The sequence below is a fragment of the Cytobacillus sp. ABV4_503 genome, assembly GCF_056158445.1.
This window is the reverse complement of record NZ_JBSWTH010000001.1, coordinates 4,619,823-4,641,587: the sequence shown is the minus strand read 5'-3', so window position 1 is coordinate 4,641,587 and position 21,765 is coordinate 4,619,823. Positions and strand designations below refer to the sequence as shown.

22 protein-coding genes are annotated in these 21,765 nt (G+C 43.9%); 18 read left to right on the top strand and 4 right to left on the bottom strand.

All coding sequences use genetic code 11. From position 1 onward, the window contains the following. Positions 1–113: 113 nt before the first annotated feature. The 7 genes from ACXAD1_RS23125 (at position 114) to ACXAD1_RS23095 (ending at position 7,100) form a co-directional block, all read left to right on the top strand. Positions 114–1,079, top strand: coding sequence for a peptidoglycan DD-metalloendopeptidase family protein (locus tag ACXAD1_RS23125; RefSeq protein WP_474911160.1), 966 nt, complete (start codon positions 114–116; stop codon positions 1,077–1,079). A 143-nt stretch (positions 1,080–1,222) separates the two neighbouring features. Beyond that, positions 1,223–1,828, top strand: coding sequence for a pyroglutamyl-peptidase I (locus ACXAD1_RS23120; RefSeq protein ID WP_474911159.1), 606 nt, complete (start codon positions 1,223–1,225; stop codon positions 1,826–1,828). 310 nt (positions 1,829–2,138) lie between these two features. Further along, complete coding sequence (locus ACXAD1_RS23115; RefSeq protein ID WP_206840658.1) at positions 2,139–2,321, top strand: hypothetical protein; 183 nt, start codon at positions 2,139–2,141, stop codon at positions 2,319–2,321. A 146-nt stretch (positions 2,322–2,467) separates the two neighbouring features. Then, on the top strand, positions 2,468–2,770 hold the full coding sequence (locus ACXAD1_RS23110; RefSeq protein ID WP_474911158.1) for a DUF4212 domain-containing protein: 303 nt from the start codon (positions 2,468–2,470) through the stop codon (positions 2,768–2,770). A gap of 87 nt (positions 2,771–2,857) precedes the next feature. Continuing rightward, positions 2,858–4,528 carry a sodium:solute symporter family protein gene (locus ACXAD1_RS23105; protein WP_474911157.1) on the top strand — a complete coding sequence of 557 codons (1,671 nt, stop codon included), beginning with the start codon at positions 2,858–2,860 and terminating at the stop codon, positions 4,526–4,528. Further along, positions 4,509–6,416, top strand: coding sequence for a DUF294 nucleotidyltransferase-like domain-containing protein (locus tag ACXAD1_RS23100; RefSeq protein WP_370223674.1), 1,908 nt, complete (start codon positions 4,509–4,511; stop codon positions 6,414–6,416). Before ACXAD1_RS23105 ends, ACXAD1_RS23100 begins: the two co-directional genes overlap by 20 nt. A gap of 21 nt (positions 6,417–6,437) precedes the next feature. After that, entirely contained in the window at positions 6,438–7,100 is a 663-nt protein-coding gene (locus ACXAD1_RS23095; protein ID WP_474911156.1) for a 3'-5' exonuclease, read from the top strand. Positions 7,101–7,183: 83 nt separating this feature from the next. Here ACXAD1_RS23095 and ACXAD1_RS23090 read toward each other — a convergent pair whose 3' ends face one another. Continuing rightward, positions 7,184–7,822 (bottom strand): LysM peptidoglycan-binding domain-containing protein, encoded by a 639-nt coding sequence (locus tag ACXAD1_RS23090; protein ID WP_474911155.1) that lies wholly within the window; start codon positions 7,820–7,822, stop codon positions 7,184–7,186. Positions 7,823–8,514: 692 nt separating this feature from the next. On the opposite strand from ACXAD1_RS23090, the gene spoIIID reads away from it, so the two are divergent. The 7 genes from spoIIID to ACXAD1_RS23055 all read left to right on the top strand — a co-directional run bounded on the left by spoIIID (position 8,515) and on the right by ACXAD1_RS23055 (position 13,664). Continuing rightward, a complete protein-coding gene (spoIIID, locus tag ACXAD1_RS23085) occupies positions 8,515–8,787 on the top strand; it encodes a sporulation transcriptional regulator SpoIIID (RefSeq protein WP_009332173.1) in 273 nt (90 codons plus the stop codon). A 523-nt stretch (positions 8,788–9,310) separates the two neighbouring features. Continuing rightward, complete coding sequence (gene mreB, locus ACXAD1_RS23080; protein ID WP_206840650.1) at positions 9,311–10,312, top strand: rod shape-determining protein; 1,002 nt, start codon at positions 9,311–9,313, stop codon at positions 10,310–10,312. 358 nt (positions 10,313–10,670) lie between these two features. Next, positions 10,671–11,510, top strand: a complete 840-nt coding sequence (locus ACXAD1_RS23075; RefSeq protein WP_474911154.1) for a flagellar hook-basal body protein — start codon at positions 10,671–10,673, stop codon at positions 11,508–11,510. Between the two features lie 34 nt (positions 11,511–11,544). Next, on the top strand, positions 11,545–12,372 hold the full coding sequence (locus ACXAD1_RS23070; RefSeq protein ID WP_206840647.1) for a flagellar hook-basal body protein: 828 nt from the start codon (positions 11,545–11,547) through the stop codon (positions 12,370–12,372). A gap of 17 nt (positions 12,373–12,389) precedes the next feature. After that, entirely contained in the window at positions 12,390–12,659 is a 270-nt protein-coding gene (locus ACXAD1_RS23065; protein ID WP_206840645.1) for a DNA-directed RNA polymerase subunit beta, read from the top strand. Positions 12,660–12,790: 131 nt separating this feature from the next. Further along, complete coding sequence (fabZ, locus tag ACXAD1_RS23060) at positions 12,791–13,219, top strand: 3-hydroxyacyl-ACP dehydratase FabZ (RefSeq protein ID WP_474911153.1); 429 nt, start codon at positions 12,791–12,793, stop codon at positions 13,217–13,219. 118 nt (positions 13,220–13,337) lie between these two features. Next, complete coding sequence (locus ACXAD1_RS23055) at positions 13,338–13,664, top strand: hypothetical protein (protein ID WP_474911152.1); 327 nt, start codon at positions 13,338–13,340, stop codon at positions 13,662–13,664. Between the two features lie 48 nt (positions 13,665–13,712). Here the strand turns inward: ACXAD1_RS23055 and ACXAD1_RS23050 are convergent, their stop codons facing one another. Next, entirely contained in the window at positions 13,713–14,171 is a 459-nt protein-coding gene (locus ACXAD1_RS23050; protein WP_206840643.1) for a YwpF-like family protein, read from the bottom strand. A 266-nt stretch (positions 14,172–14,437) separates the two neighbouring features. Between ACXAD1_RS23050 and ssb the strand changes: the two genes are divergently transcribed. The 3 genes from ssb to ACXAD1_RS23035 all read left to right on the top strand — a co-directional run bounded on the left by ssb (position 14,438) and on the right by ACXAD1_RS23035 (position 15,614). Further along, a complete protein-coding gene (gene ssb / locus ACXAD1_RS23045; protein ID WP_206840641.1) occupies positions 14,438–14,806 on the top strand; it encodes a single-stranded DNA-binding protein in 369 nt (122 codons plus the stop codon). Between the two features lie 5 nt (positions 14,807–14,811). After that, positions 14,812–14,994: a hypothetical protein gene (locus ACXAD1_RS23040; RefSeq protein ID WP_474911349.1), complete on the top strand. Its 183-nt coding sequence runs from the start codon at positions 14,812–14,814 to the stop codon at positions 14,992–14,994. A 227-nt stretch (positions 14,995–15,221) separates the two neighbouring features. Further along, a complete protein-coding gene (locus ACXAD1_RS23035; RefSeq protein WP_474911151.1) occupies positions 15,222–15,614 on the top strand; it encodes a hypothetical protein in 393 nt (130 codons plus the stop codon). 6 nt (positions 15,615–15,620) lie between these two features. On the opposite strand, the gene ACXAD1_RS23030 is transcribed toward ACXAD1_RS23035, so the two are convergent. Both ACXAD1_RS23030 and ACXAD1_RS23025 read right to left on the bottom strand, forming a co-directional pair. Then, positions 15,621–18,440 (bottom strand): DEAD/DEAH box helicase, encoded by a 2,820-nt coding sequence (locus ACXAD1_RS23030; RefSeq protein WP_474911150.1) that lies wholly within the window; start codon positions 18,438–18,440, stop codon positions 15,621–15,623. Between the two features lie 3 nt (positions 18,441–18,443). Then, positions 18,444–20,051 (bottom strand): SWIM zinc finger family protein, encoded by a 1,608-nt coding sequence (locus ACXAD1_RS23025; protein WP_474911149.1) that lies wholly within the window; start codon positions 20,049–20,051, stop codon positions 18,444–18,446. A 266-nt stretch (positions 20,052–20,317) separates the two neighbouring features. Between ACXAD1_RS23025 and ACXAD1_RS23020 the strand changes: the two genes are divergently transcribed. After that, entirely contained in the window at positions 20,318–21,526 is a 1,209-nt protein-coding gene (locus ACXAD1_RS23020) for an MFS transporter (protein WP_206840630.1), read from the top strand. Positions 21,527–21,765: the final 239 nt, after the last annotated feature.

Sequence of the window (21,765 nt, the reverse complement as noted above, 5' to 3'; positions counted from 1 at the left end):
CAAATCATGCATAATCCGAAAACCTTTGTCGAAAAATAAGCCCAAAAAATTTTTTTTTAGAAATGTATATAATCCTCTCAATCTGTTCAGACTGATTGCTGAGGTGATGATAAATGAGAGAGGAAGAAAAGAAACGATCTTCTCAAGATTCCAGCTTTAAACGCTTTATGAAGAAGCGGTGGGCATTCCCAGCTATCTACATTGCAAGTGCAGCAATCATTCTAACCGGTGTTCTTTGGTATCAGACAAGCGACAACGCTACAGACACTGACAGCTACGATTACGAAGCCACTGATATTACCGGCAAAAAGTACGACGAGCCAGCATTGGAAGTTAACCGCGCAATGGAAAACTTCGTAATGCCTGTCAAAGATCCAGACTCAGCTGTCATTCAAAAACAATTCTATGACTATGACGGCAAGGCTGAAGAACAGGAAGCTGCTCTAGTATTTTACAATAACACATACCATCCGAACACAGGTATTGATATTGCTACCAAGGATGGAGAAACTTTTGATGTCCTTGCTGCATTAAGCGGAAAAGTAACCAAGGTAGAAGAAGATTCACTGTTGGGCAATGTTATTGAAGTGGAGCATGACAAAGGAATTGTAACACAATATCAATCTGTTACAGAGATGAATGTTAAGGTTGGCGACCAGGTAGAACAAGGTGATGCTCTAGCAAAGGCAGGCGAAAGCTTGTTTAATGAAGAAGCAGGCGTACATGTACACTTTGAAATCCGCAAGGACGGAATGCCGGTCAATCCGCTTGATTACTTCAATAAGCCGCTTAGCTCTTTACAGGAGTTAGATACAACTGATAAAGCAAATGCTGAAGAAAACAGCGGTGCAACTGAAGAAAACGACGAAGCTGCTCCTTCTGAGGACAAGTCAACAGAAGAGTCTGGCAAAACGGAAGACGAAGGTTCTGCTGAAGAACCTGCAGATGAAAATGCCGGAAATACGGAAGAAGACGAGTCTGCTGATACAGAAGAAGACCCAGCTGGAGCTTCTGAAGACGAAGGTCAAACTGACGACCAAGTTGAAGAAGACACTGCAACTGAATCAACTGACGCCTAATAATAGGGAGTCTGCCGAAATGGCAGGCTCTTTTTTGGTGACAGGTACCATCCGATTTTTGTCGAATCAACATTTTTTCGACAATTCTGCCATTATCCTGTATAATACTTCGAAAAACGAAGAGTTATATAGGGGGAGAAAATATGAAAAAGCTGCTATTAACCGGATTTGAACCTTTTCTTGATTTTCCGATTAATCCGACGGAAAAGATTGTGAATGCATTGAATGGCAAAGCTGTTGGAAACTATGAAATTATGGGACACCTTTTGCCGGTGGATTTTAATCTTGCACCTAAGAAAATAGCAGAGGAAGTAATGGAGAAAAAACCGGATGCAGTGATTTCTCTCGGACTGGCTGCAGGCCGCACAGCCATCACACCGGAAAGAATCGCAATCAATTGCCAGGATGGGGAGCCGGACAATAGCGGAGTGGCCCCTGAAGACAAACTGATAGAGGAAAATGGCCCCGATGGCTATTTTTCAACCCTTCCGATCCGCCGGATGGTTAATAGACTTAAAGAAGAGGGATTTCCTGCATCAATCTCAAACACAGCGGGGACTTATCTATGCAATAACGTTATGTATTCCGTGCTCCATCTGCTGAAATCCGCAAACATTGAAGCACTGGCGGGTTTTGTGCATATTCCTGCTTCCCACGCACTGGCAGCAGCAGGCAAAAAGAGCATGGCAAGCTGGTCAGATGCGGATTTGCTGGAAGCCATTACTCTTATTATCAAAGAATTGGATTAAAGAGCCGGGCAGGCTCTTTTTTTTTGCGAGTTTTTATTATCACTATAGTGTTTTCCTCTAATGCCCTAAAGTTTCTGCCAACCAGGCTTATTGGATAAAACCCTTAAGCATCAACGGAGCAATGGGTCACTTTTAAAAAAATTAATTATATTTCCAGCATGTACTTGACCTGGAAATGATTTTTGTACATAATGAAGTATGAATTTTCTTAAAATTAAGTGAAGTCAGAAAACAACTTAGTCGCCTGTTTTCAAACTTAAAGCGGAAAGCAGAAAAAAATGACAGCGCTTTCTAAAAAGGAGGAACCAAATTGCTTACGTTAGTGTCTATGATGGTCATTACAGGGATTTGCCTTTTTCTTGCTTTAAGAAAGAAAAGGCCGATCTTCCTGGCAGTTCCATTTCTATCAATCTTTGCTTACTTCCTCGTTCAAATCATTCTTGTTCCCGCACCTTTCATGGATACAGTCAAATTTATTTTCAGTTTAAGGTAATGGTTTTGTCCGGGTCCGGATAACGGATCCGGTGAAATAGCAGCGATTTAGCTGCAGATAACCAATAAAGGAGTGATTCCTGATAATAAAGCCTGTTAATCAGAATCAAGAGTGGTGAATTTATCATTTTTACCGGGGGTGGAGTTTTGAAAAAAATTGATAAAAAAGTAGCGGACAGTTATTTCCGCGAAAAGACTCGGAATATGATCATTTATTTTGCTATTGGATTTCTTGCCTCTTTTGGCGTGGTCTTTTTTGCAAAACCATTAAGCGATATTTCGATTAACGGATTTCCATTCCATTACTTTATGGGCGCACAGGGAGCTGTACTGACCTTTATCATTCTGCTGTTCGTTAATGCCAAAATGGGGGATGCCATTGACCGGAAATATGGAATTGATGAAAACAAAAATGAACAAATCAGTTCAGGGAAGGTCCTTGATCATTAAGAAAAATGAGCGGCTGTTCAAGCCGCCGCTATAACAGAGATAAAAGGGGCGTCATTAAAAATTTGTCCGTAAAAAAGGGGGATGTCTTTGGATACGCAATTCTTGGTCTCATTATCCATTATTCTAGCTACATTTGCTTTGTATATTGGCATAGCCATCTATAATAAGGCAAAAGAGACATCGGAGTTCTATGTTGCAGGCCGCGGGGTGCCGCCAGTCTTTAATGGAATGGCAATAGGCGCCGACTGGATGAGTGCCGCTTCCTTTATCGGGATGGCGGGAACGATCATGCTCTTGGGCTATGACGGTCTTGCCTATATTATGGGCTGGACGGGCGGATATCTGCTTTTAACCTTCCTATTGGCGCCACAGCTGCGGAAATATGGCCGCTACACGGTTCCTGAATTCATAGGTGACCGGTTTGACAGCCACACAGCCCGTGTGATTGCAGCCCTTTGTACGATCATCATCAGCTTCACCTATTCGATTGGCCAGCTTTCCGGTTCAGGAGTGGTTATTGGCCGCCTGTTCGAAATTGATGCGAAACTTGGAACTATGATCGGTGTCATTCTGATTGCCTTTTATGCTGCATTCGGCGGCATGAAAGGAATTACTTGGACACAGGTTGCTCAGTATGTCATTCTGATTATCGCTTATATCATTCCAGTCGTTTTCATGTCCCTTCAAATCACAGGAAACCCGGCGCCATGGCTTTCATATGGAGAGCTTGTAGGCAAAATGGGTGAGCTCGACCGGGAGCTTGGAATCTCTGAATATTTTGCGCCATTTACAAATGGAACGAAATGGCAGTTTCTAGCCCTTATGTTTACACTGATGGCTGGTACAGCCGGACTTCCGCACGTAATTGTCCGCTTTTATACGGTATCCACGATGAAAGCCGCACGCTGGTCTGGAGCATGGGCATTGCTGTTTATCGGCTTGCTTTATCTGTCTGCACCTGCCTACGCTGCATTCTCCCGTTTCATTTTAATGACACAGGTTGCCGGCAGCAAAATTACAGAACTGCCTGCCTGGACGAAAACATGGGTTGATACAGGCAAGCTGCAAGTCGCTGATGGCAATGGCGATGGCGTGCTGCAATGGAATGAACTCATTATCTCGAATGATATTGTCGTTATGGCAACACCTGAGATTGCCAATCTTGGCATGTTTGTCATTGGTCTTGTGGCAGCGGGGGCAATGGCTGCTGCATTATCAACAGCCGGCGGTTTGATGATTGCGATATCTTCTGCGTTTGCCCATGATATTTTTTACCGCGTGCTAAAACCGAATTCAACTGAAAAGACACGTCTTTCTGTTGCTCGCTGGTCCATTGTAATCGCCACTCTTTTGGCTGGCCTTATTGCACTTAATCCTCCAGGAGCGATTACGCAAATTGTTGCCTGGGCATTCGCGCTCGCGACAGGAACATTCTTCCCTGCGCTTGTTCTGGGTGTCTGGTGGAAGCGTTCAAACTCACAGGGCGTCATTGCCGGCTTGCTGGTCGGATTAGGTGTAACTTTGGCTTATATCTTTGCTGCTAAATATGGCGGCTTTACCATCCTGGGTATCATTGATACAGGCGCTGGTGTGTTTGGTGCTGCTGCTGCATTTGCAGCTAATATCATTGTTTCTCTTATGACAGCTGCTCCTTCGCAAAAAATTCAGGAGGAGGTTATGGATCTTCGCTATCCGGAGCAAATGGTCTATAAAGATGGTGAAGTATGGATGAACGATGATGGATCAAAATCTGTATAATCTATACCGTTTGGAGGCTGTGCGGCTTCACCCCTTTTTTCAAGGGGTGGAATCCGACACAGCCCTTTCACTTCTATCGTTATGTGAAGTCCGCCGCTATGGGAAAAATGACATTATCCTGAAAAAAGATAAACAGCGTGAAGGCCTTCTGCTCATTTTAGAAGGTCTTTCAGAGGTATTGGTAAAAAATGAACATAATGGACGGGAAGAAGTGCTTGAAGTAGTCCAGGCAGGGGAATTGATTGGTTTTTCCAGTCTTGCCGATTTCCTTGGAGTTTCCAAACAGATTGATACAGAGTCAATGGTCGAAGTCAAAGCCTCCAGCGAGGTAAGGGCGATGTTTATTCCGTTTGAAGTGGTGAGAAAAAGATGGGATGACCCTTCTGTTCATGATTACTTGCTGACGCAGGCAGCCATCAGATTGAAAGATGTTTACGCATCACTTGCAGAACAGGTAAAGCGCGCGACAGATTTTGGAGAAAATGATGCATTCATGGTCAGGGTTCAGGATGTCATGAGTACTGAAGCAGCGGCAGTTGGTCCGGCCGCAACCATTCAGGAAGCCGCTAAATTAATGCATAGCAGGAAAATTAGTTCGGTCCTTGTTGCAGATAATGATTGCTTAATAGGGATTATTACGGAAAGAGATGTAGTGGAAAGAGTCGCAGCTAAAGGTGCAGATTTATCATCTCAAGCAAGAACCATTATGACGGAAAACCCAGTCACGATATCAAGGTTTGCATATTACTATGATGCCCTTTCACTGATTCTGTTAAAGGGCGTCAAACACCTGCCTGTCATGGAAGATTCCAAGGTGGCGGGGATTGTGACACTATCAGATTTGCTGAGAAAGAAAAACGAGAATGTGATGAAGACAGTTCTAAAAATTGAAAAAGCCGACCGGGGCAGCCTTCCGCAAATCAAAACCGGCATCTATGACATTATTGATTCTTTAATAAGGGACCGTGTTCCCATATTAAAAATACTTGAAATCATTACAAAGCTATACGATCGCCTTACAGGCAGAATTATTGCTCTTTCTATTTCTGAACTGGTAGAAAAAGGTTTGCAGCAGCCATGCGAATTTGCTTTCTATCAAATGGGCTCAAGCGGCCGTGGAGAACAGTTCATGCTCACAGATCAGGACCATTTCCTGGTTTATGAGAATCATTCAGAGGATGCCTCGGCATTTTTTGATGTGCTGGGAAAAAGAATTACTTCTAATATGGAAGCGGCTGGCTATGCACGCTGCAAAGGACTCATGATGTGCAGTGAACAAAAATGGCGGGGTTCGCTGGCAGATTGGGAGGAGCGGCTGCGGACATGGATGCTTCAATCAACAAATGACCATTTATTATTAGCGCAAAATTTCTTCTCCTATCGGCTAATTGCGGGGAGTGAAGGGCTGCATGCGAAATTTGAAGCACAGTCTGCGAAGCAGATAAAAAGGTCCAGAATTTTTTTATACCGGCTGGCACAGCTGGAAAAGGAACATTCCATTCCCACCCTGGACCAGCCGATCCGGTCCCTATTCAAGCTGCATCGAAAAAGCATGGATATGAAAAAAGAGGTTCTATTTCCCTATCACCATAGTTTGCAGATACTGTCACTTATGCATGGAAAAATATCAGGCACCCCACTTGAAAAAATAGATTTCCTGAAGGATAGGCAGGTATTCTCAAAGGAGTTTGCACACGATTTGAAGGAAGCAGTAAGTACTATTATGACCTTGTATGTAACCCAGCGCTGGCAGCAGGAAAAATCAGGTGCCGCTCTCTCTTCCGTTGTCTCATTTACAAGAATGTCTACCCGCGAAAAAGAAGAATTGATTCTAAGCTTAAAGACATTAAGGGAGCTGCAGAGCCAGGCAATTGCTGGATTCTCTTAATATCTCTGAAAGGAGGCTGGTATGTTTTTTCTCAGAAAAAATGTGACATGTTCCTTAACATATGAAAACATTCCATTATCAACGCCGCTTGAAGATCTGAATTTTATTGTATTTGATACTGAAACTACAGGATTCCAAGTTTCTGCGGCAGACAGGATCATTGAGATCGGCGCCGTTCCGGTAAAAGGGCTTCAAGTGCAGGAAAAGGACCTATTTCAGACATATGTTAACCCAAACCGACAAATTTCTCGGGAAATAAAAGAATTAACCTCTATTTCCGATGAGATGGTAAAAGATGCCCCGCAGGCCTTGGAAGCTATTCAGAGCTTTTTTGACTATGTCGAATCCAGGGAAGCAGTATGCCTGGTTGGCCATTATGTAAGCTTTGATGCACTTGCTCTCAAAAGTGAATTTAAACGCGAAAAGCTTGCTTTAAAAAGGTTCCTGACCATTGACACGCTGGATTTGATTGGCTTTATCGCCCCGTCCTACGATATGCGCGATCTTGAGAGGTATGCCATGGCATTCGGCACCCGCATATATGACCGCCATAGTGCAGCAGGGGATGCTTTAACTGCAGCTTACTTATTTGTTGAATTGCTTTTTCAATTTCAGCAGAGGGGACATAAAACCTTGGGGGAATTTATTAATGCAACTGACAGTCTAATGAGATCCCTTTTTTAATGACTGTGGTTGGAATGTTGGTGAGCGGGTGGGTGATATGGATTAACCAATGGAAAGCCGGCAGAATGCGGCTTTCCATGCCTTTATTGTATATCGATCAGTGAACCGCCCTTATATACCACCAGGACTTCTTTTCCTGACATTTTTTGATAGGTCTGTGCTGTTCCATAGGGTACCCTCAATGTGAAATAATCATCCCCGTTTTTAAATTCCACCGTGAAATTGTCTGCGGCACCAGTGATGACTGCTTTTATTCTGGATATGTCACCTTTAATGGTCAATTTCTGATTGATGAGTACCATATCACTTTTTAACTTGTTCAATGTTTTCAATTCATTGACATTCATGCGGTAGCGCTTTGCGATCCCCCATAGTGTATCGCCGGGCACAACGGTATAAACAGCTGTCTCGTTATTAAAGGGTTCTTCTGTATGGCGCTCAGTCCGGACCTCCAATGATTGGCCTGGATGAATCGTGTCAGACCTAAGGCGGTTAACCGCTTTCAATTCTTTAACAGTCATATCATGTTCTCTGGAGATTTTATATAAAGTATCTCCCTGCTTCACTTTGTAGGTGCCTGTTAATGCCTGAGCTTCTTTTGCTGAAGAGCTGAAACCGGCTGATGCAATTACTGCAGCAAAAACGGTGCTGGCTGCCGCCATTCCTCTTGCTTTTATCTTCTTTCTTTTATCATTTAGAATCCTTTCCTTGCGTGTTTGCATACTATGCTCATCCTATCTTTTGGAATATTGTGGTTTCATAACCAATTAAATGAATTGTTTTCCGAAAAAAATAGTACGGTATTAATATCCGCTTCACAATAGGGAGGAGTTCCTGGCTCTTTTCCCTTGTTTCCGAAAATGCATATAGTTCAATCCGCTCTGTAATTCCTAGATATATGAAATTATCTGCTGCTAAGGAATTTGTTTATTGGCTTGGAAATGAATTACCCGGTAATGGTGGATTTTGTCGAATATGCTGGAAAAGTCCTGAACCTTATCAATGGAATAATTAAAATCAGGAAAGTTGTCACTGGTCTTTAGACTGCTTAATTTTCAAATACCCCAAAGAATTATTTGAAAACATTTCTAATTTTTGGCCTCCAGATGTCCTATTTTCAAAAAATTTACACAAAACCTTGTCCCTATTGTGTTTTTCGTGCATATTACCTCAACCAAGCTAATAAACTGTTACAAACCTTACAAAGAGAATGTATGAGGTGAGGGATCGTTTTACTAAACTAATGAATATGTTGAGGACATGTTTAATTTTCGCAAGCTGAAAGCAAGCCTTTCGGGCGCATGCACGATTAAGTTCATTTAATCAGGAAACCATGCGGAATACAGTTGAAGACCAGACAGAAAGCGAGTCTCATTTCACACTTCTCACATCCAAATTGGGGAGGGCGAGTGGTGTGCACGATTACATCAAAGAGAGAACTATCAAGATTGGAAAGTATATCGTGGAGACGAAAAAAACGGTTCGCGTAATCGCGAAGGAGTTTGGCGTATCCAAAAGTACAGTCCATAAAGACTTGACGGAAAGATTACCTGAAATCAATCCTGAACTGGCAAACGAAGTAAAGGAAATCCTGGATTATCATAAATCGATCCGCCATCTGCGCGGCGGTGAAGCCACTAAAATGAAATACAAAAAAGAGGAAATGGAAGAAGAGCCAGTTAAATGAAAAGAATTAAAAAGCGCCGATAAAGGCGTCAAAGGCTAAAGACTGCCGTTTTTAGCTGTACCATGGCAATTTTTCTTTTGCTGTACATGATGAACCTTCATGCGGCTCCGGGGGCTAAAAGATCATAAGCTGTTTCCATGGCCTGAACCAAGGCTTTGCTCTATGGATTTAAGCCCCTTCCTAAGTCGCCTGCATCTATTTCCCCATTTCGACAAAAACCCTCAAAAAGTCTCACAAAATCTGTCAAAATGTTACTGCTTTCACAAGGAATGTGTTAAAATATAAAATTAGGATAGGACTTGGTTCGTAAAGACTAGGACTCCTAAAGAGAACGCCGGGCAAAATCATTTCTTTTTATAAAGAACTGATTTTTTTTGCGCGGCTTAAACTGCTGTTACGAATAATGACTTGAACATCTAACTAAAAAATTAATAAGCGAAGTTCGCTTTAAGAATGCCTAAATAGAGAGAGCCTTCAAAGGTGCGGACAGAAGCTGGCCATTTTGCAAGGAGGAAAAAAAGAAATGTTTGCTAGGGATATTGGGATTGATTTAGGAACTGCCAACGTGCTAATCCACGTTAAAGGTCGCGGAATTGTGCTGAATGAACCATCTGTAGTTGCGATTGATAAAAATACAAACAAAGTACTGGCCGTAGGAGAAGAGGCACGCCGCATGGTCGGACGTACGCCAGGGAACATTGTGGCAATCCGCCCGCTAAAAGACGGGGTTATTGCCGACTTTGATGTGACAGAAGCGATGCTGAAGCATTTTATCAACAAACTGAATGTTAAAGGTTTCTTATCAAAGCCGCGCATTTTGATTTGCTGCCCGACAAATGTTACAGGTGTTGAGCAGAAGGCGATTAGGGAAGCTGCTGAAAAAAGCGGCGGCAAAAAGGTATATCTTGAAGAAGAACCAAAGGTTGCGGCAATCGGAGCCGGCATGGATATCTTCCAGCCGAGCGGAAACATGGTTGTCGATATCGGAGGCGGTACAACAGACGTGGCGGTTTTATCAATGGGAGACATCGTTACGTCTTCATCCATAAAGATGGCCGGAGATAAATTCGACAACGAAATCCTTCAATATATTAAAAAAGAGTACAAGCTTCTAATCGGTGAAAGAACGGCCGAAAATATTAAAGTAACCATTGGGACGGTTTTTCCTGGCGGCAAAAATGAGGAAATGGAAATCCGCGGCCGTGACATGGTGTCAGGTCTTCCAAGAACAATTACAGTTCGTTCCGATGAAGTTCAGGGTGCTCTGGCTGAATCCGTTGAAGTCATCGTACAGGCTGCTAAAAGCGTGCTTGAACGCACTCCGCCTGAACTGTCTGCAGACATCATTGACCGCGGGGTTATTTTGACAGGAGGCGGCGCTCTTCTTCACGGAATCGACCAGCTTCTGGCTGAAGAGCTGAAAGTACCTGTCTTAATTGCCGAAAACCCGATGGACTGCGTTGCCGTTGGAACTGGCATCATGCTTGATAATATTGATAAGCTTCCGAAGAAGAAGCTTATATAATCGTGAGGAACCCGTCTTTTGGCGGGTTTTTCTTTTTGGAACAGCTCAAACGGTGTTTGGCGCGAAGTGACCGATAAATTGAAAAAGTGGCTGATAAAATCCAAATCAGACCGATATCCGCGAAAATGTTCCGATAAAAATGAATTCTGACCGATAAACTAGCCAAAAGACCGATATCTGAAAAATAAATAGTGTAGTTATCTATTGTAAACTTTCTCCCATTCCAGCCGATTAAAAAAAGGTACAGCTTTTTTCAAAATCTGACTCAATTCTTCAAATTTTTAATGTTTATTGTCGGAAAGTTTCTTATAATAGAGGTAAATAGATGTTCGGAATGGCAATTTAGAGGTGATTAAAGATGTTTAGAGGTTTCTACACGGCTGCTTCCGGGATGCTGGCGCAGCAGCGGAGGACAGAAGTACTGACAAATAATATGGCCAATGCCAATACGCCAGGCTTTAAAGCAGATCAGACGAGCCTGAGAGCTTTTCCGGAGATGCTTCTGCAGCTCATGGGCCAGCAGACAGTTCCAACCGAGAAAGGCCTTAATCTTCCCTTAAATCAGGAAGTGGGCAGCCTTAATACAGGGGTCTATATGCAGGAGACAATTCCGTCTTTCATGCAGGGAGATATGAAGGAAACAGGTCTGAATACGGACCTGGCCTTGCTTGATCTTAATCTGCCTGTTAATCCGGAGACCGGCTTAAGAGGGTCCGTCTTTTATACAGCAGAAGGCAATAATGGCGAGCCGCGCTATACCAGGAATGGGAATTTTACCATTGACGGCGGGGGCTACTTAACGACAGCAAGCGGATTATATATTCTGGATGATGCGGGTGAACGGATTCAGCTTTCCAGTGACCGGTTTACAGTGAGTGAAGATGGTCTGATTACAGGAGAAGCAGGTGAAACAGCGAGGTTGGGCATTATGTATGCACAAAATCCTGAAAGCCTGCGTAAAGAGGGTGACGGACTGTTTGCAGTGACAGAAGAGAGCGTCCTTGAAAATGCCTATAATGCACAGAATGTCCAATTCAAGCTGCAGCAGGGCTATTTGGAGCGTTCCAATGTAGATGCTTCCCGGACGATGACTGATATGATGACCGCCTATCGCTCATTTGAAGCAAACCAAAAGGTCCTTCAGGCTTATGACCGCAGTATGGAGAAAGCCGCAAATGAAATTGGACGGATCGGGTAATGTCCAGCGGCAGACCCGCTAAGGGGGAAAAACAATGAATAGAACCATGATCACGGCAACGAATACTCTGGCCCAGCTGCAGAAGCAAATGGATATTGTCAGCCATAATGTGGCAAACATTGATACAGCGGGCTATAAAAGAAGAGAAGCCAATTTTACCGATTTGCTTTTTCAGCAGTTCAATAATCAGCGGAATGCGAATGCGGAGACAGCAAGACTAACACCTGCAGGCATCAGGCAAGGAGTAGGCGCAAAGCTGGCGCAGTCCCAAATCGTCATGAAGCAGGGTGCTTTAAAGGCAACCGAACGGCCGCTTGATCTTGCCCTCACAAAGGAAGGGCAGTATTTCCGAGTGCTCGAGCAGACAGAAGACGGAGCAGCTGTGCGTTTTACCAGAGCGGGTGCCTTTTATTTAACTCCGGTTTCGGAGAATGAGACCATGCTTGTGACAGGTGACGGACTTCCTGTTCTTGATGAAAATAATAATTCGATTATAATAAATGGACAAGCTAAAAATTTTAAAGTGACCGAAACAGGGAGCTTTTTGGCAGAAGAAGCCAATGGTTCCATCCAGGAATTCAATCTTGGAGTGGTTCTGATAAACAAGCCTCAATTCCTGGAGCAAAAAGGGGATAATCTTCTTGGTCTTCCTGATGGAGCTGACGGCGATGGGATCTTTACTGAGCTGAATGGTGCGCTCCGCGGCCAGATAGGAATGGCCCAGGGCTCCCTTGAACAATCCAATGTGGATATGTCCAAGGAAATGACAGATTTGATTAACCTGCAGCGGGCATATCAGTTTCAGTCAAGATCTGTCTCCATGGCTGATCAAATGATGGGGCTGATCAACGGAATACGTTAGGTAAAAGGGGAAATAAAATGTCAGTAAACAACAGTAATCAAGAAGCAGTCAAGACGCGTGAACAACTGAAGAAAGAACGCAGCAAAGAAGAATCACCGCGTAAAGGGCGGGTTCGCATTCGCCTCATTCCGATCTGGCTTCGGATTATTATTGTCGTGCTTTTAATTTTCCTGAGCGTTACGGCCGGAGCCGCAGTCGGATATGGAGTCATCGGCGGCGGGGAAGTAAAAGATATTTTTACAAAGTCCACCTGGATGCATATTGTGGATTTGATTGAAAAAGAATAAGAAAAAAATGAAGAGGAGGGCGATGATGCCCTTCTTTTTTGTTTCCGCTTTGCGTCCAAGCGATTTTTTAGTAAAATAAATATAAGCTATTATTAGTATCTGGTACTAAATACTGCAGGGGAGCGATACATATGAAATTGAATGTAGAAGAAATTAAAGAAATAATTCCTCACCGATACCCATTTCTGTTTGTGGATTCCATTGAAGAGCTTGAGCCTGGAAAAAGAGCCGTCGGCAAAAAGAATGTAAGTGCCAATGAGGAAGTGTTTAATGGGCATTTCCCAAATTACAATGTATTTCCAGGATGCCTGACGCTTGAAGCCTGTGCGCAGACAGGTGCTGTTGCCCTGCTGTCACTGGATGAATATAAAGGAAAACTTGCCTTTTTTGCCGGTGTGGAGAAATGCCGCTGGAAGCGCCAGGTGCGCCCAGGTGATACACTCATCATGGAAGTCGAACTGCTCTCCGTCCGCAGAGGAATCGGAAAAGGAAAAGCTCTTGCGACTGTTAATGGCGAAGTGGCTATGGAAGCTGAAATTATGTTTGCAATTGAAAGGTAATGATATAAGAAATCCCGTACGGAGCGTGCGGGATTTTTTCTGTAAAAAAAAATGCAAGTTGTTTCGGTTTTTGGGAAATATAAAGGAAGACCAATGCAGCAGGTCAACAATACACCTTATGAAAGGAGCTTTTACGATGAATAAAAAGCTTTTAACACTTATCGGAGGATCCGTCCTTTCCGCCATGCTACTAGCAGGATGTGCCACAGATAACCAGGAGCCGCCGCCGGAAGATGATACAATTACGGAGGATAATGGAAACGTAGATGAAGGCGGTATGAACGGTGACAACGGCGATATGACTAATGATCTGAATGAAAATACGGATGACAACGATATCAACACAGATGATGACGGCGACATGATGGAAGACAACAACGAGCCTGGTGAAGATGCAATCGAAGATAACAAAGATATGCAGGACAAAGATAATAAAGATCAGTAATAAGGCAAGGACAGGGGTGAACCTGTCCTTTTTAAAGAAAAACTCCCGTCATGATTGAGCGGGAGTTTCTTTATTTTCCTTTTTTGCAGCAGCTAGGCGCGGCTTGCTTTGCATTTTTATTTTAAATTCATCAAGCAGGCTGTCTCCAATAAAGCCTTTGTCCAAGAGGTCCTGAAGCAGAAGTTCGGCATAATCATTTTTCGTTCTTTTGAGTGATCCTTCAAAAAGAATGCTGATATGGTTTTCCAGTTCATTGATAGAGGTAATTTTAGTTTGGAATGCGGCTGGATCGTTTTCTTTTTTCGTAATAACAACTTGGATGGTCAGCTCGTCCTTGTCATCAGCGCGCTTTTTGAAGTACTCAAGATAGGATTTATCAATAAATGCCTCCAGGAGCCAGTTGCTCTTCTCGTCTTCTTTATTGATTATCAACCCATCATCCAGTTCAATATCAATCAGGCCATTTTTTTCCACCAATTGCAGAGAAACAAGTTTAAATGTTTTCATGGCTTACCTCCATCTCTAAAATAAGTTGTCTATAAAAAATTATAACACAGGCCAAACTGAAAGCGAATTTGACAGATTGTCGAATTTCCTTTTTGTATATGTTGAAAATAAGATTTTCGGGGGCGTTTTTTGCGGAATAGGGGCTGAAAAATAAATTTTTAGGGTGTTTTTGCCGGAAAAGCTCTGCAAAAAACACTTTTTGGCATTTTTACACAGAGGAGAAGTTCCGGATATGATATAGCTATTAAAGAGAGGAGATGAAAGCTATGATCAATCAAGTGACCCTGGTTGGAAGATTGACAAGGGACCCTGAGCTGAAAAGGACACAGGAAGGAATTCCGGTGACAAATGTGACGCTGGCAGTAAACCGCCAATACCGCAACCAGAAGGGTGAAATCGATGCGGACTTTGTTCAGTGTACATTATGGAAAAAATCAGCGGAAAATACATCGCAATACTGCCGGAAAGGAACGCTGATCGGGATAACCGGGCGAATTCAGACGAGGCATTATGATAATCAGGAAAAGAAGCGCATTTATGTAACAGAGGTGGTAGCGGAATCGGTCCGCTTTCTTGACCGGAAGAAGACAGAGGATATCCCGGTGACCGTGACCAAGGAGGAACTACCATTTTGAAAGAAGTGTCTGAAAGAGAAAAGGCATTGGAATATTTGCTCGAAAGCCTCATAAAGATGCTCGGAAAATCAAACCAAAGAGTCGATGACCTGAATAAACGAGTTCACCAGCTTGAATCCTTCATCCGTGAAACCGCAATGCAAAACTGTCCCCAGGAGAGACCTGGACGACTTACCGTAATGAATTGACGGCATCCCCAACCAGCTGTCCACATATTTTCCTTCCCTATAGAGAATCAATCATATCCCCAGCACTTCCCCTAAATTTGAAACCCGGTACTTCTGTGCCGGGTTATTTCTAACTAAAGCTGTTTGTGAAAAATAAATATTGCATATAGGTATTAAGAATCAGGGAGGATTTTCACAGAATATGTCGAATATACTTTTTGAAAATAATAAAGTGGAGGTGCAATTTAGTGGATAAAGGAGATGAAACCGGGTACCTGTATTTCCAAACAGCAAATAAAAGATTAAACACCAATCATCAGCCAAGCTTCTTTGATGCGCTTCAGCTCATCCAGCTACAGAATAACAAATCCTATCAAAGAATTCCTCTTAGAAGCCATACTTCACTCACGTTCAACGATATGGAAAATGATAAGGAAAGACTTCTTCATTATAAATTTAAACTCGGCCAGGTGGCGATAAACGCCGGGGACAAGAACCCTACATACCAGCTGCTATCCTGTTTCATTATAAAAGAAGGCAGCAAAGTAACCTTTCTGACGCAAAAGCCTAACAAGCCTGAATATGCGAAAATAAAAAAACAGCCTTCAAGCCTTTATGCATATCAAGGACTTGAAGACTGAAAAAATTTATGTCAGGTGAACCAGATCTCTCAGCTCATCTGTTGAAAGCTCGGTAATCCAATTCTCGCTCGTAATAATTTGATCATTAAGGGACTGCTTTTTTTCGAGCATGCTATCAATCTTCTCTTCGAGCGTCCCAGTGGCAATCATTTTATGAACATGAACAAAGCGTTTTTGCCCAATCCGGTATGCGCGGTCGGTTGCCTGGTTTTCGACGGCGGGATTCCACCAGCGGTCATAATGGATGACATGGTTTGCTGCCGTCAGATTTAAACCGGTTCCGCCGGCTTTAAGCGACAGCAGGAAAACCGGGAATTCATGATCTTGAAAACGGCTGATCATATTGTCCCGTTCCTGCTTTGGCACGCTGCCGTTTAAAAATGGCACGTCGAATCCGAATTGTTTTTTCAGCAAGCGGGCGATCATGTTCCCCATTTCAATATACTGGGTAAAAATCAGACAGCTTTCTCCCTGCTCATGTACAGCACCGACAAGCTCGCTTAACTTTTCAAGCTTTACAGAACGTTCAAGAACATGCTTAGGTTTCTCCTCTTTTAAATAAAGAGCCGGATGGTTGCACAGCTGCTTTAAGCGGCTTAATAACTGCAGGATCAGACCTTTGCGCTCAAACCCGGACAGCTTTTCAATCTGTGCGAATGTATCCTGGACAAGCTGCTCGTATAGCGAGGCCTGCTCAGCAGTAAGAGGACAATATTCCTTCTGCTCAAGCTTATCAGGCAGGTTCAGGGCCACATCCTCATCCTTCTTCGTACGGCGGAGCAGGAAGGGACGGATATATGCCTGCAGCTGCCTGACTTTATCCTTGTCATCATCCTTCTCAATCGGCAGCACATAGCGCTTCTGGAACTGCCCGAGACTGCCGAGATAGCCATGGTTCGTAAAGTCAAAAATGGACCAGAGCTCGGTCAGCCGGTTTTCCATCGGCGTGCCGGTGAGGGCAATATGGTGCTTGCCCTTTAACTTTCGGACAGCCCGCGATTGCTTTGTCTGGGCATTTTTAATATTTTGGGCTTCATCAATTGAAATGGAGCTCCACTCGATGGTTTCAAAATCCTCCAGATCCATATGGGTCAGTCCATAGGAGGTCAGCACAATATCAGACTCCATTACTTTTTCAGAAAAGCTTTCGCCCTTCAGGCGGTTTGAACCGTAATGGAGATACACACTCATGCCAGGTGCGAAGCGCTCGATTTCCTTCTGCCAGTTGCCGAGGACAGATGTAGGGCAGACGATAAGCGATGGGCCGCTGTCTTCCTCTTTCTTTACCTTTAAAAGATAAGAGATCAGCTGAATCGTTTTTCCAAGCCCCATATCATCTGCCAGAATGGCGCCAAAACCATACCGGCGCAGAAACAGCAGCCAGCTCATACCGAGCTTCTGATAAGGGCGGAGATCACCCTTGAAGCTTGCAGGAACCTCTTCAAGCGGAAGACTTTTGATATCGCGTAGCTGCTTCACCATCTGTTTCCACTGGCGGTTAAGCTCAATCTGAATACGGGCAAAAGCCTTAGGATTATCCAGCTCGTCTTCCTGCGTGCTCTCGTCAGCCATAAGCTCCTGTTCTATCAAGTCACGGACATGCAATCCTTCTTTTTCCGCTTTCTTCATTAAATCCTGAATTTGGCGGACAAAATGGGGATCCAGCTTGATCCAGCGGCCGCGAATGTAGACAAGCCGTCTTTTTTCCTCAACCATGCCCCGGAATTCATCCTCTGTTAAATCAACGCCGTTCATGCTGAAGCGCCAATTATAATCAAGCATGGACTGCAGCCCGACAAACGAAGGGCGATGACTGCCAGTTCCTTTCACTTTGGCTTTGACTTTCAGGCTAGCGTTCTTCATTGCCTGCCACCATGAAGGAAGCAGAATTTCCACGCCAAGTGCGAGCAGTGTTTCGCTTGCTTCAGTCAGAAAGGTCCAGGCTTCATCTTCGGTCAGGGAAGTGGAGATCTGTCCGGGCTTGCCTGCAAGCCATGGAAAAAGCTCAAGCCAGCGCTGGATTTCTTTTTCAATTGAATCATCATAATCATGCCAGTCATGCGGATAGTTGGAATAGTCCTTGTAGTCGACAAAGACATCAGAATTATTTTTTCCGCGAAGGAAAATCGCCAAATCCCAGCTGGAGTCAATATCCCCGGGCTCTTCCAGCTTAAGTCCAATCGAAAAAGGAGCTTCATTTGATTTGACACCGATCCATTCCTGCCAGCTTTCTTCATCAAAATAAGCTGCAAGATCCCTTGGTGAGAGGTGCTCACTCCTCAATGCTTCAAGCTTTTCACCGAACTGTGCTTTCGCTTCCTGATTTTGATTCATAAAGCCATCAAGGGAGCGGTGAAATAAATCTCCGATAAACTCCCGGACAGGGGAGCCTTCTACATTCTGGTCCCAAAAGTTCGTGCCGAATTCGGTAATTACACTTTCCGGCAGTGCCCAGCGGAATTGATCCTGTTCCCAGGCGGCAAAATCCGGCATCCATTCTTTTTCCACGATTGAATCGTAAAGAGCATGAGAGGAAGCCAGGAGAATTTCGGCAGTTTCATCCCAGCTCCATTCAATCAAACGGTTGAACTGCTCAGCCGCAAACAGGGTAACGAGCTGCCAGCCGCTTACAGAAATTCCTTTGATTCCGTCCGCATCAACAGCTTCAAGCATAGTCCCAAAAAAACTTTCTCTGTGATGGTTAAAAAGAAGCGGCATCCATTCTTTCTGGGGTAGAAGGCGGCCTTCTTCATTGACGGCAAAAATCAGGTAGCGGTCATTGTTTATTGGTTTCACTTTCACATGGAGAAATCTCGTTTTAAGCATCGATTAGCTTACCCCTTTTGCATTCTTCCTGAAAGGCGCGGAGACGCTTCGTTTTTTCAAGCAGCAATTCAAGAAAAGCTGCCAGTCTTCCTGGCGTTTCAGCTTGTTATACAGCGTGCGAAGCTTTTTCATTTTCCGGACAGCCTCGCGATAATGATCCCTGTTTTTCATATTGATATGGGCAGTGATAGACTGATGATAAAGAGGCAGGAGGATGGAGGGCTCCTTTTTGCTGATTTCCCTGATCCGGTCCTTGCCTAGAGAATCAATATCAAAGCCAATAAACGCCTGCAGATCTGCCCACTTTATGAATTCGCCTTTTTCAAAAAGCAGGTATTCATAATCGTTGTAGCTGTACGGCAGCGTTTCCATAAGGGCTTTCTCGTACAAATCCATTTTGCTGCTTTCCAGGCAATAAGGAGAAATCGCCCTCATGGCCAACCGGGTAAAATCCATACAGGCATAATAGTCATCAGATTGTTTCAGGTAATCCCGTAATTTATGGATAAATGCTTCTGCATAAGGACCCATCCGATTCCAGTCCTTATTGGCTGAAAAATAATCGATCCAGTAAAGCATATAAGGAGTCATTAAGTCATTTGGCACACTTAAAACACTGAGTGCCTGTTCATCATTTCGTTCAAGGATTAGAAGATGCACATAACCTGCCACAGAAGGAAGACTGGGCGATTCCTCTTTGATGGAAGGCTCCAGCTTCTGGATCTCCGCTTCACGCCATTCTTTCTTTTTGAAAAAATGTGTCCATAACAGCCTGTATAAATGGGCCCGTTCATAATCCAAACCAAAAGAACCGGTGATCAGCCCGGCGGAATCATCTTTCAGCTTTTCAATATATTGATCGAAAGCGAAGGGAAGGGAGTGCACAGACAGTTTGTTCATAATCTCAACGGAATCTTCCATCAGGGACTGATAGAGATGGCGGTAATAACGGTCAATCAATTCTTCGCCGTGGCCATACTTCCTGCTTAGCGCCATCAGCTTTTTAAAAGAAAAGACATAGCCGATAAGCAAATAAAGAAGCCTCCATTCCTGTTCAACCGGTGCTCCAGCTTTCATGCGGCGCAGATAAACATGGAAAAGCTCAGGGAGGACATAGGGACGAGGCTCTCCCTGTTTTTCCATCAGCTCGGTAAAGCTTTCTTGGAATCCTGCAACCCAGCCGTCATAACCAGTCTTCAGCTGACCGGAGGATTTCAAAAGATCCTTTGCTCTTTGAAGCCCCCAATTCTTGGCTGTCTGCTTTTCCTTTATCGGCTTCCTCCACTCTTCAATCCACATGGACACACTTCTGGCTTTGGAAAGAAGCTGCAGAAATACCGCAGTCTGATGGCGGCAAAAACCTTCAGCCGGGCAGGAACACTCGCTCAAATGAATGAACTCAAGATTAAGTTCAACCTTTGCGGGAGTCACATCCTGGACTGTCGCCAAAACCTTATCATCCTCAAAGCGAAGCTGATAAACAAGACCCTGCCGAAAAAGCATCAGCCCCTTCTGCACCAGGCGTGCATCTTCCTCATTCTCTGCACGCAGTAGCCCCTTCAGCTCATTCGCTGCAAACTCCAAAGGCTCCAAAAACCGCTCCGGAATCATCTTTCAACCCCCTTGTTGGTGGGACAGAGGGACAGGTTCCTTGTCCCAGCGTTCCGTAGGGGACAACCAACCTGTCCCCATGTCCCAAAGTACATTCCTATATTATAACATTTAGAGCAACTGGAATGAAGGTGCGCACTGTTTCAAAAATAGGTTAGAAAAAGTCCTTAATGGAAATCATGCGGGAAATTTAGTCGGAATTTTCGATTTTTTTATAGATAAAATGATATAATGGATTTAACGCATTAAAGGAACTGGGTGGGATAATGACTGCTGTAAATGCTAAACAACAGGAATCAGATAAATATTCGCTGCATGATGCCGGCTTTAAAAAAATAATGATTGCGATGACGAGTGCATCCATTTTAGCATTTGCTAATTTATACTTTGTGCAGCCGATTATGCCTTTGCTGGTGAAATCATTTGACATCACATCTGCAACAGCCGGTTTATCACTGTCTGCTGCTGTAGTTTCTATGATTTTCGGATTGCTATTCTTTGGATTTCTATCTGATCGAATCGGTCGGGTTTCAATAATGAATATCACGCTTGTTTGCACCATTATTCCGCTGGTGCTTTTGCCCATTTCGCCTAATTTTGAAACGTTTCTGGTGCTGCGCTTCCTGCAGGGGATTTGTATAGCGGGCCTGCCTGCAGCTGCCATCGCGTATTTAGGGGAGGAACTGGATTCCAGCAGCGTTAGTCTCGGCATTACCATGTATATTGCAGCCAATGCCATTGGCGGAATGGCCGGCCGCATCTTCGTCGGATACATTGCTGATATGGCCAGCTGGCAGACTTCTGTTTACTTCCTATTTGGATTCTCCATTCTGTTATTCATCCTATATTTTATGACTTTGCCAAAATCTCATTATTTTAAGCCCAGTAAGATATCTGTTAAAAAAGACTTGTCAGGCATGGGCTCACATCTGAAAAATACGAAGCTTTTCCCTGCATTCACGATGGGGATCCTCCTCCAATTTTCGTTCACAGGAGTATGGACGTACCTCCCTTTTTATCTCGAACAGGATCCTTTTAATCTTTCTGTAAAAAATATTTCTTTTACCTACCTGGCATACAGCTTCGGTATAGCTGGTTCCATGCTAGGAGGAAGCCTGTCTGCTCATTTTAGGCAAACCACACTGGTCTCGGTTGGAACCGTCATTTTAATAGGAGGGACCTTAATTACCAATGTGCACTCTTTATCAGTAGTTGTAATGGGTCTCTGCCTGACCTGCCTGGGGTTCTTTGTGGCGCATTCACTGATGGCGACCATTGTAAATGAGCTCGCTGCTCATCACAAAGCGGGTGCCTCGAGCATCTATCTCGTAAGCTATTACCTTGGAGTCGCAACCGGAGGGACGCTTGCCGGACTGGTATGGCAGACTGGAGGCTGGACGGGGATTACGGTGGTTTCTCTTGGGCTGCTTCCGGTTGTGGTGTGGCTGTCAGTAGGACTTAGAAGGTTAAGTTAGAAATCAGGAAAAAAATAATATTATAACAGAAAGTTACTATTAAACTATGAAGTGGATTGTATGGGAGTCATATTAACAAGCAACCCAGATGTATCCCATTTATTAATTTTTTATCGGTATTTCCCTTTTTTGCTGACAGTTAGGTAAAATCCTATTTCTGTCTCAAGAGAGGGATTTTTTATTTGGCAGTCACTCTAATGTTATTTGCCAATTGTGTTAACCATGATATTAGAGCTGAT

Bases quoted from the DNA above. Each gene is read 5' to 3' on its own strand.
- ACXAD1_RS23030 (WP_474911150.1), bottom strand. From the start codon at position 18,440: ATGCTTAAAACGAGATTTCTCCATGTGAAAGTGAAACCAATAAACAAT.
- ACXAD1_RS23090 (WP_474911155.1), bottom strand. From the start codon at position 7,822: ATGCAAACACGCAAGGAAAGGATTCTAAATGATAAAAGAAAGAAGATA.
- ACXAD1_RS23055 (WP_474911152.1), top strand. From the start codon at position 13,338: ATGAAAGGAGCTTTTACGATGAATAAAAAGCTTTTAACACTTATCGGA.
- ACXAD1_RS23065 (WP_206840645.1), top strand. From the start codon at position 12,390: ATGTCAGTAAACAACAGTAATCAAGAAGCAGTCAAGACGCGTGAACAA.
- mreB (WP_206840650.1), top strand. From the start codon at position 9,311: ATGTTTGCTAGGGATATTGGGATTGATTTAGGAACTGCCAACGTGCTA.
- ACXAD1_RS23020 (WP_206840630.1), top strand. From the start codon at position 20,318: ATGACTGCTGTAAATGCTAAACAACAGGAATCAGATAAATATTCGCTG.
- ACXAD1_RS23075 (WP_474911154.1), top strand. From the start codon at position 10,671: ATGTTTAGAGGTTTCTACACGGCTGCTTCCGGGATGCTGGCGCAGCAG.
- ACXAD1_RS23100 (WP_370223674.1), top strand. From the start codon at position 4,509: ATGGATCAAAATCTGTATAATCTATACCGTTTGGAGGCTGTGCGGCTT.
- ACXAD1_RS23095 (WP_474911156.1), top strand. From the start codon at position 6,438: ATGTTTTTTCTCAGAAAAAATGTGACATGTTCCTTAACATATGAAAAC.
- ssb (WP_206840641.1), top strand. From the start codon at position 14,438: ATGATCAATCAAGTGACCCTGGTTGGAAGATTGACAAGGGACCCTGAG.
- ACXAD1_RS23070 (WP_206840647.1), top strand. From the start codon at position 11,545: ATGAATAGAACCATGATCACGGCAACGAATACTCTGGCCCAGCTGCAG.
- ACXAD1_RS23120 (WP_474911159.1), top strand. From the start codon at position 1,223: ATGAAAAAGCTGCTATTAACCGGATTTGAACCTTTTCTTGATTTTCCG.
- ACXAD1_RS23125 (WP_474911160.1), top strand. From the start codon at position 114: ATGAGAGAGGAAGAAAAGAAACGATCTTCTCAAGATTCCAGCTTTAAA.
- ACXAD1_RS23050 (WP_206840643.1), bottom strand. From the start codon at position 14,171: ATGAAAACATTTAAACTTGTTTCTCTGCAATTGGTGGAAAAAAATGGC.
- ACXAD1_RS23025 (WP_474911149.1), bottom strand. From the start codon at position 20,051: ATGATTCCGGAGCGGTTTTTGGAGCCTTTGGAGTTTGCAGCGAATGAG.
- fabZ (WP_474911153.1), top strand. From the start codon at position 12,791: ATGAAATTGAATGTAGAAGAAATTAAAGAAATAATTCCTCACCGATAC.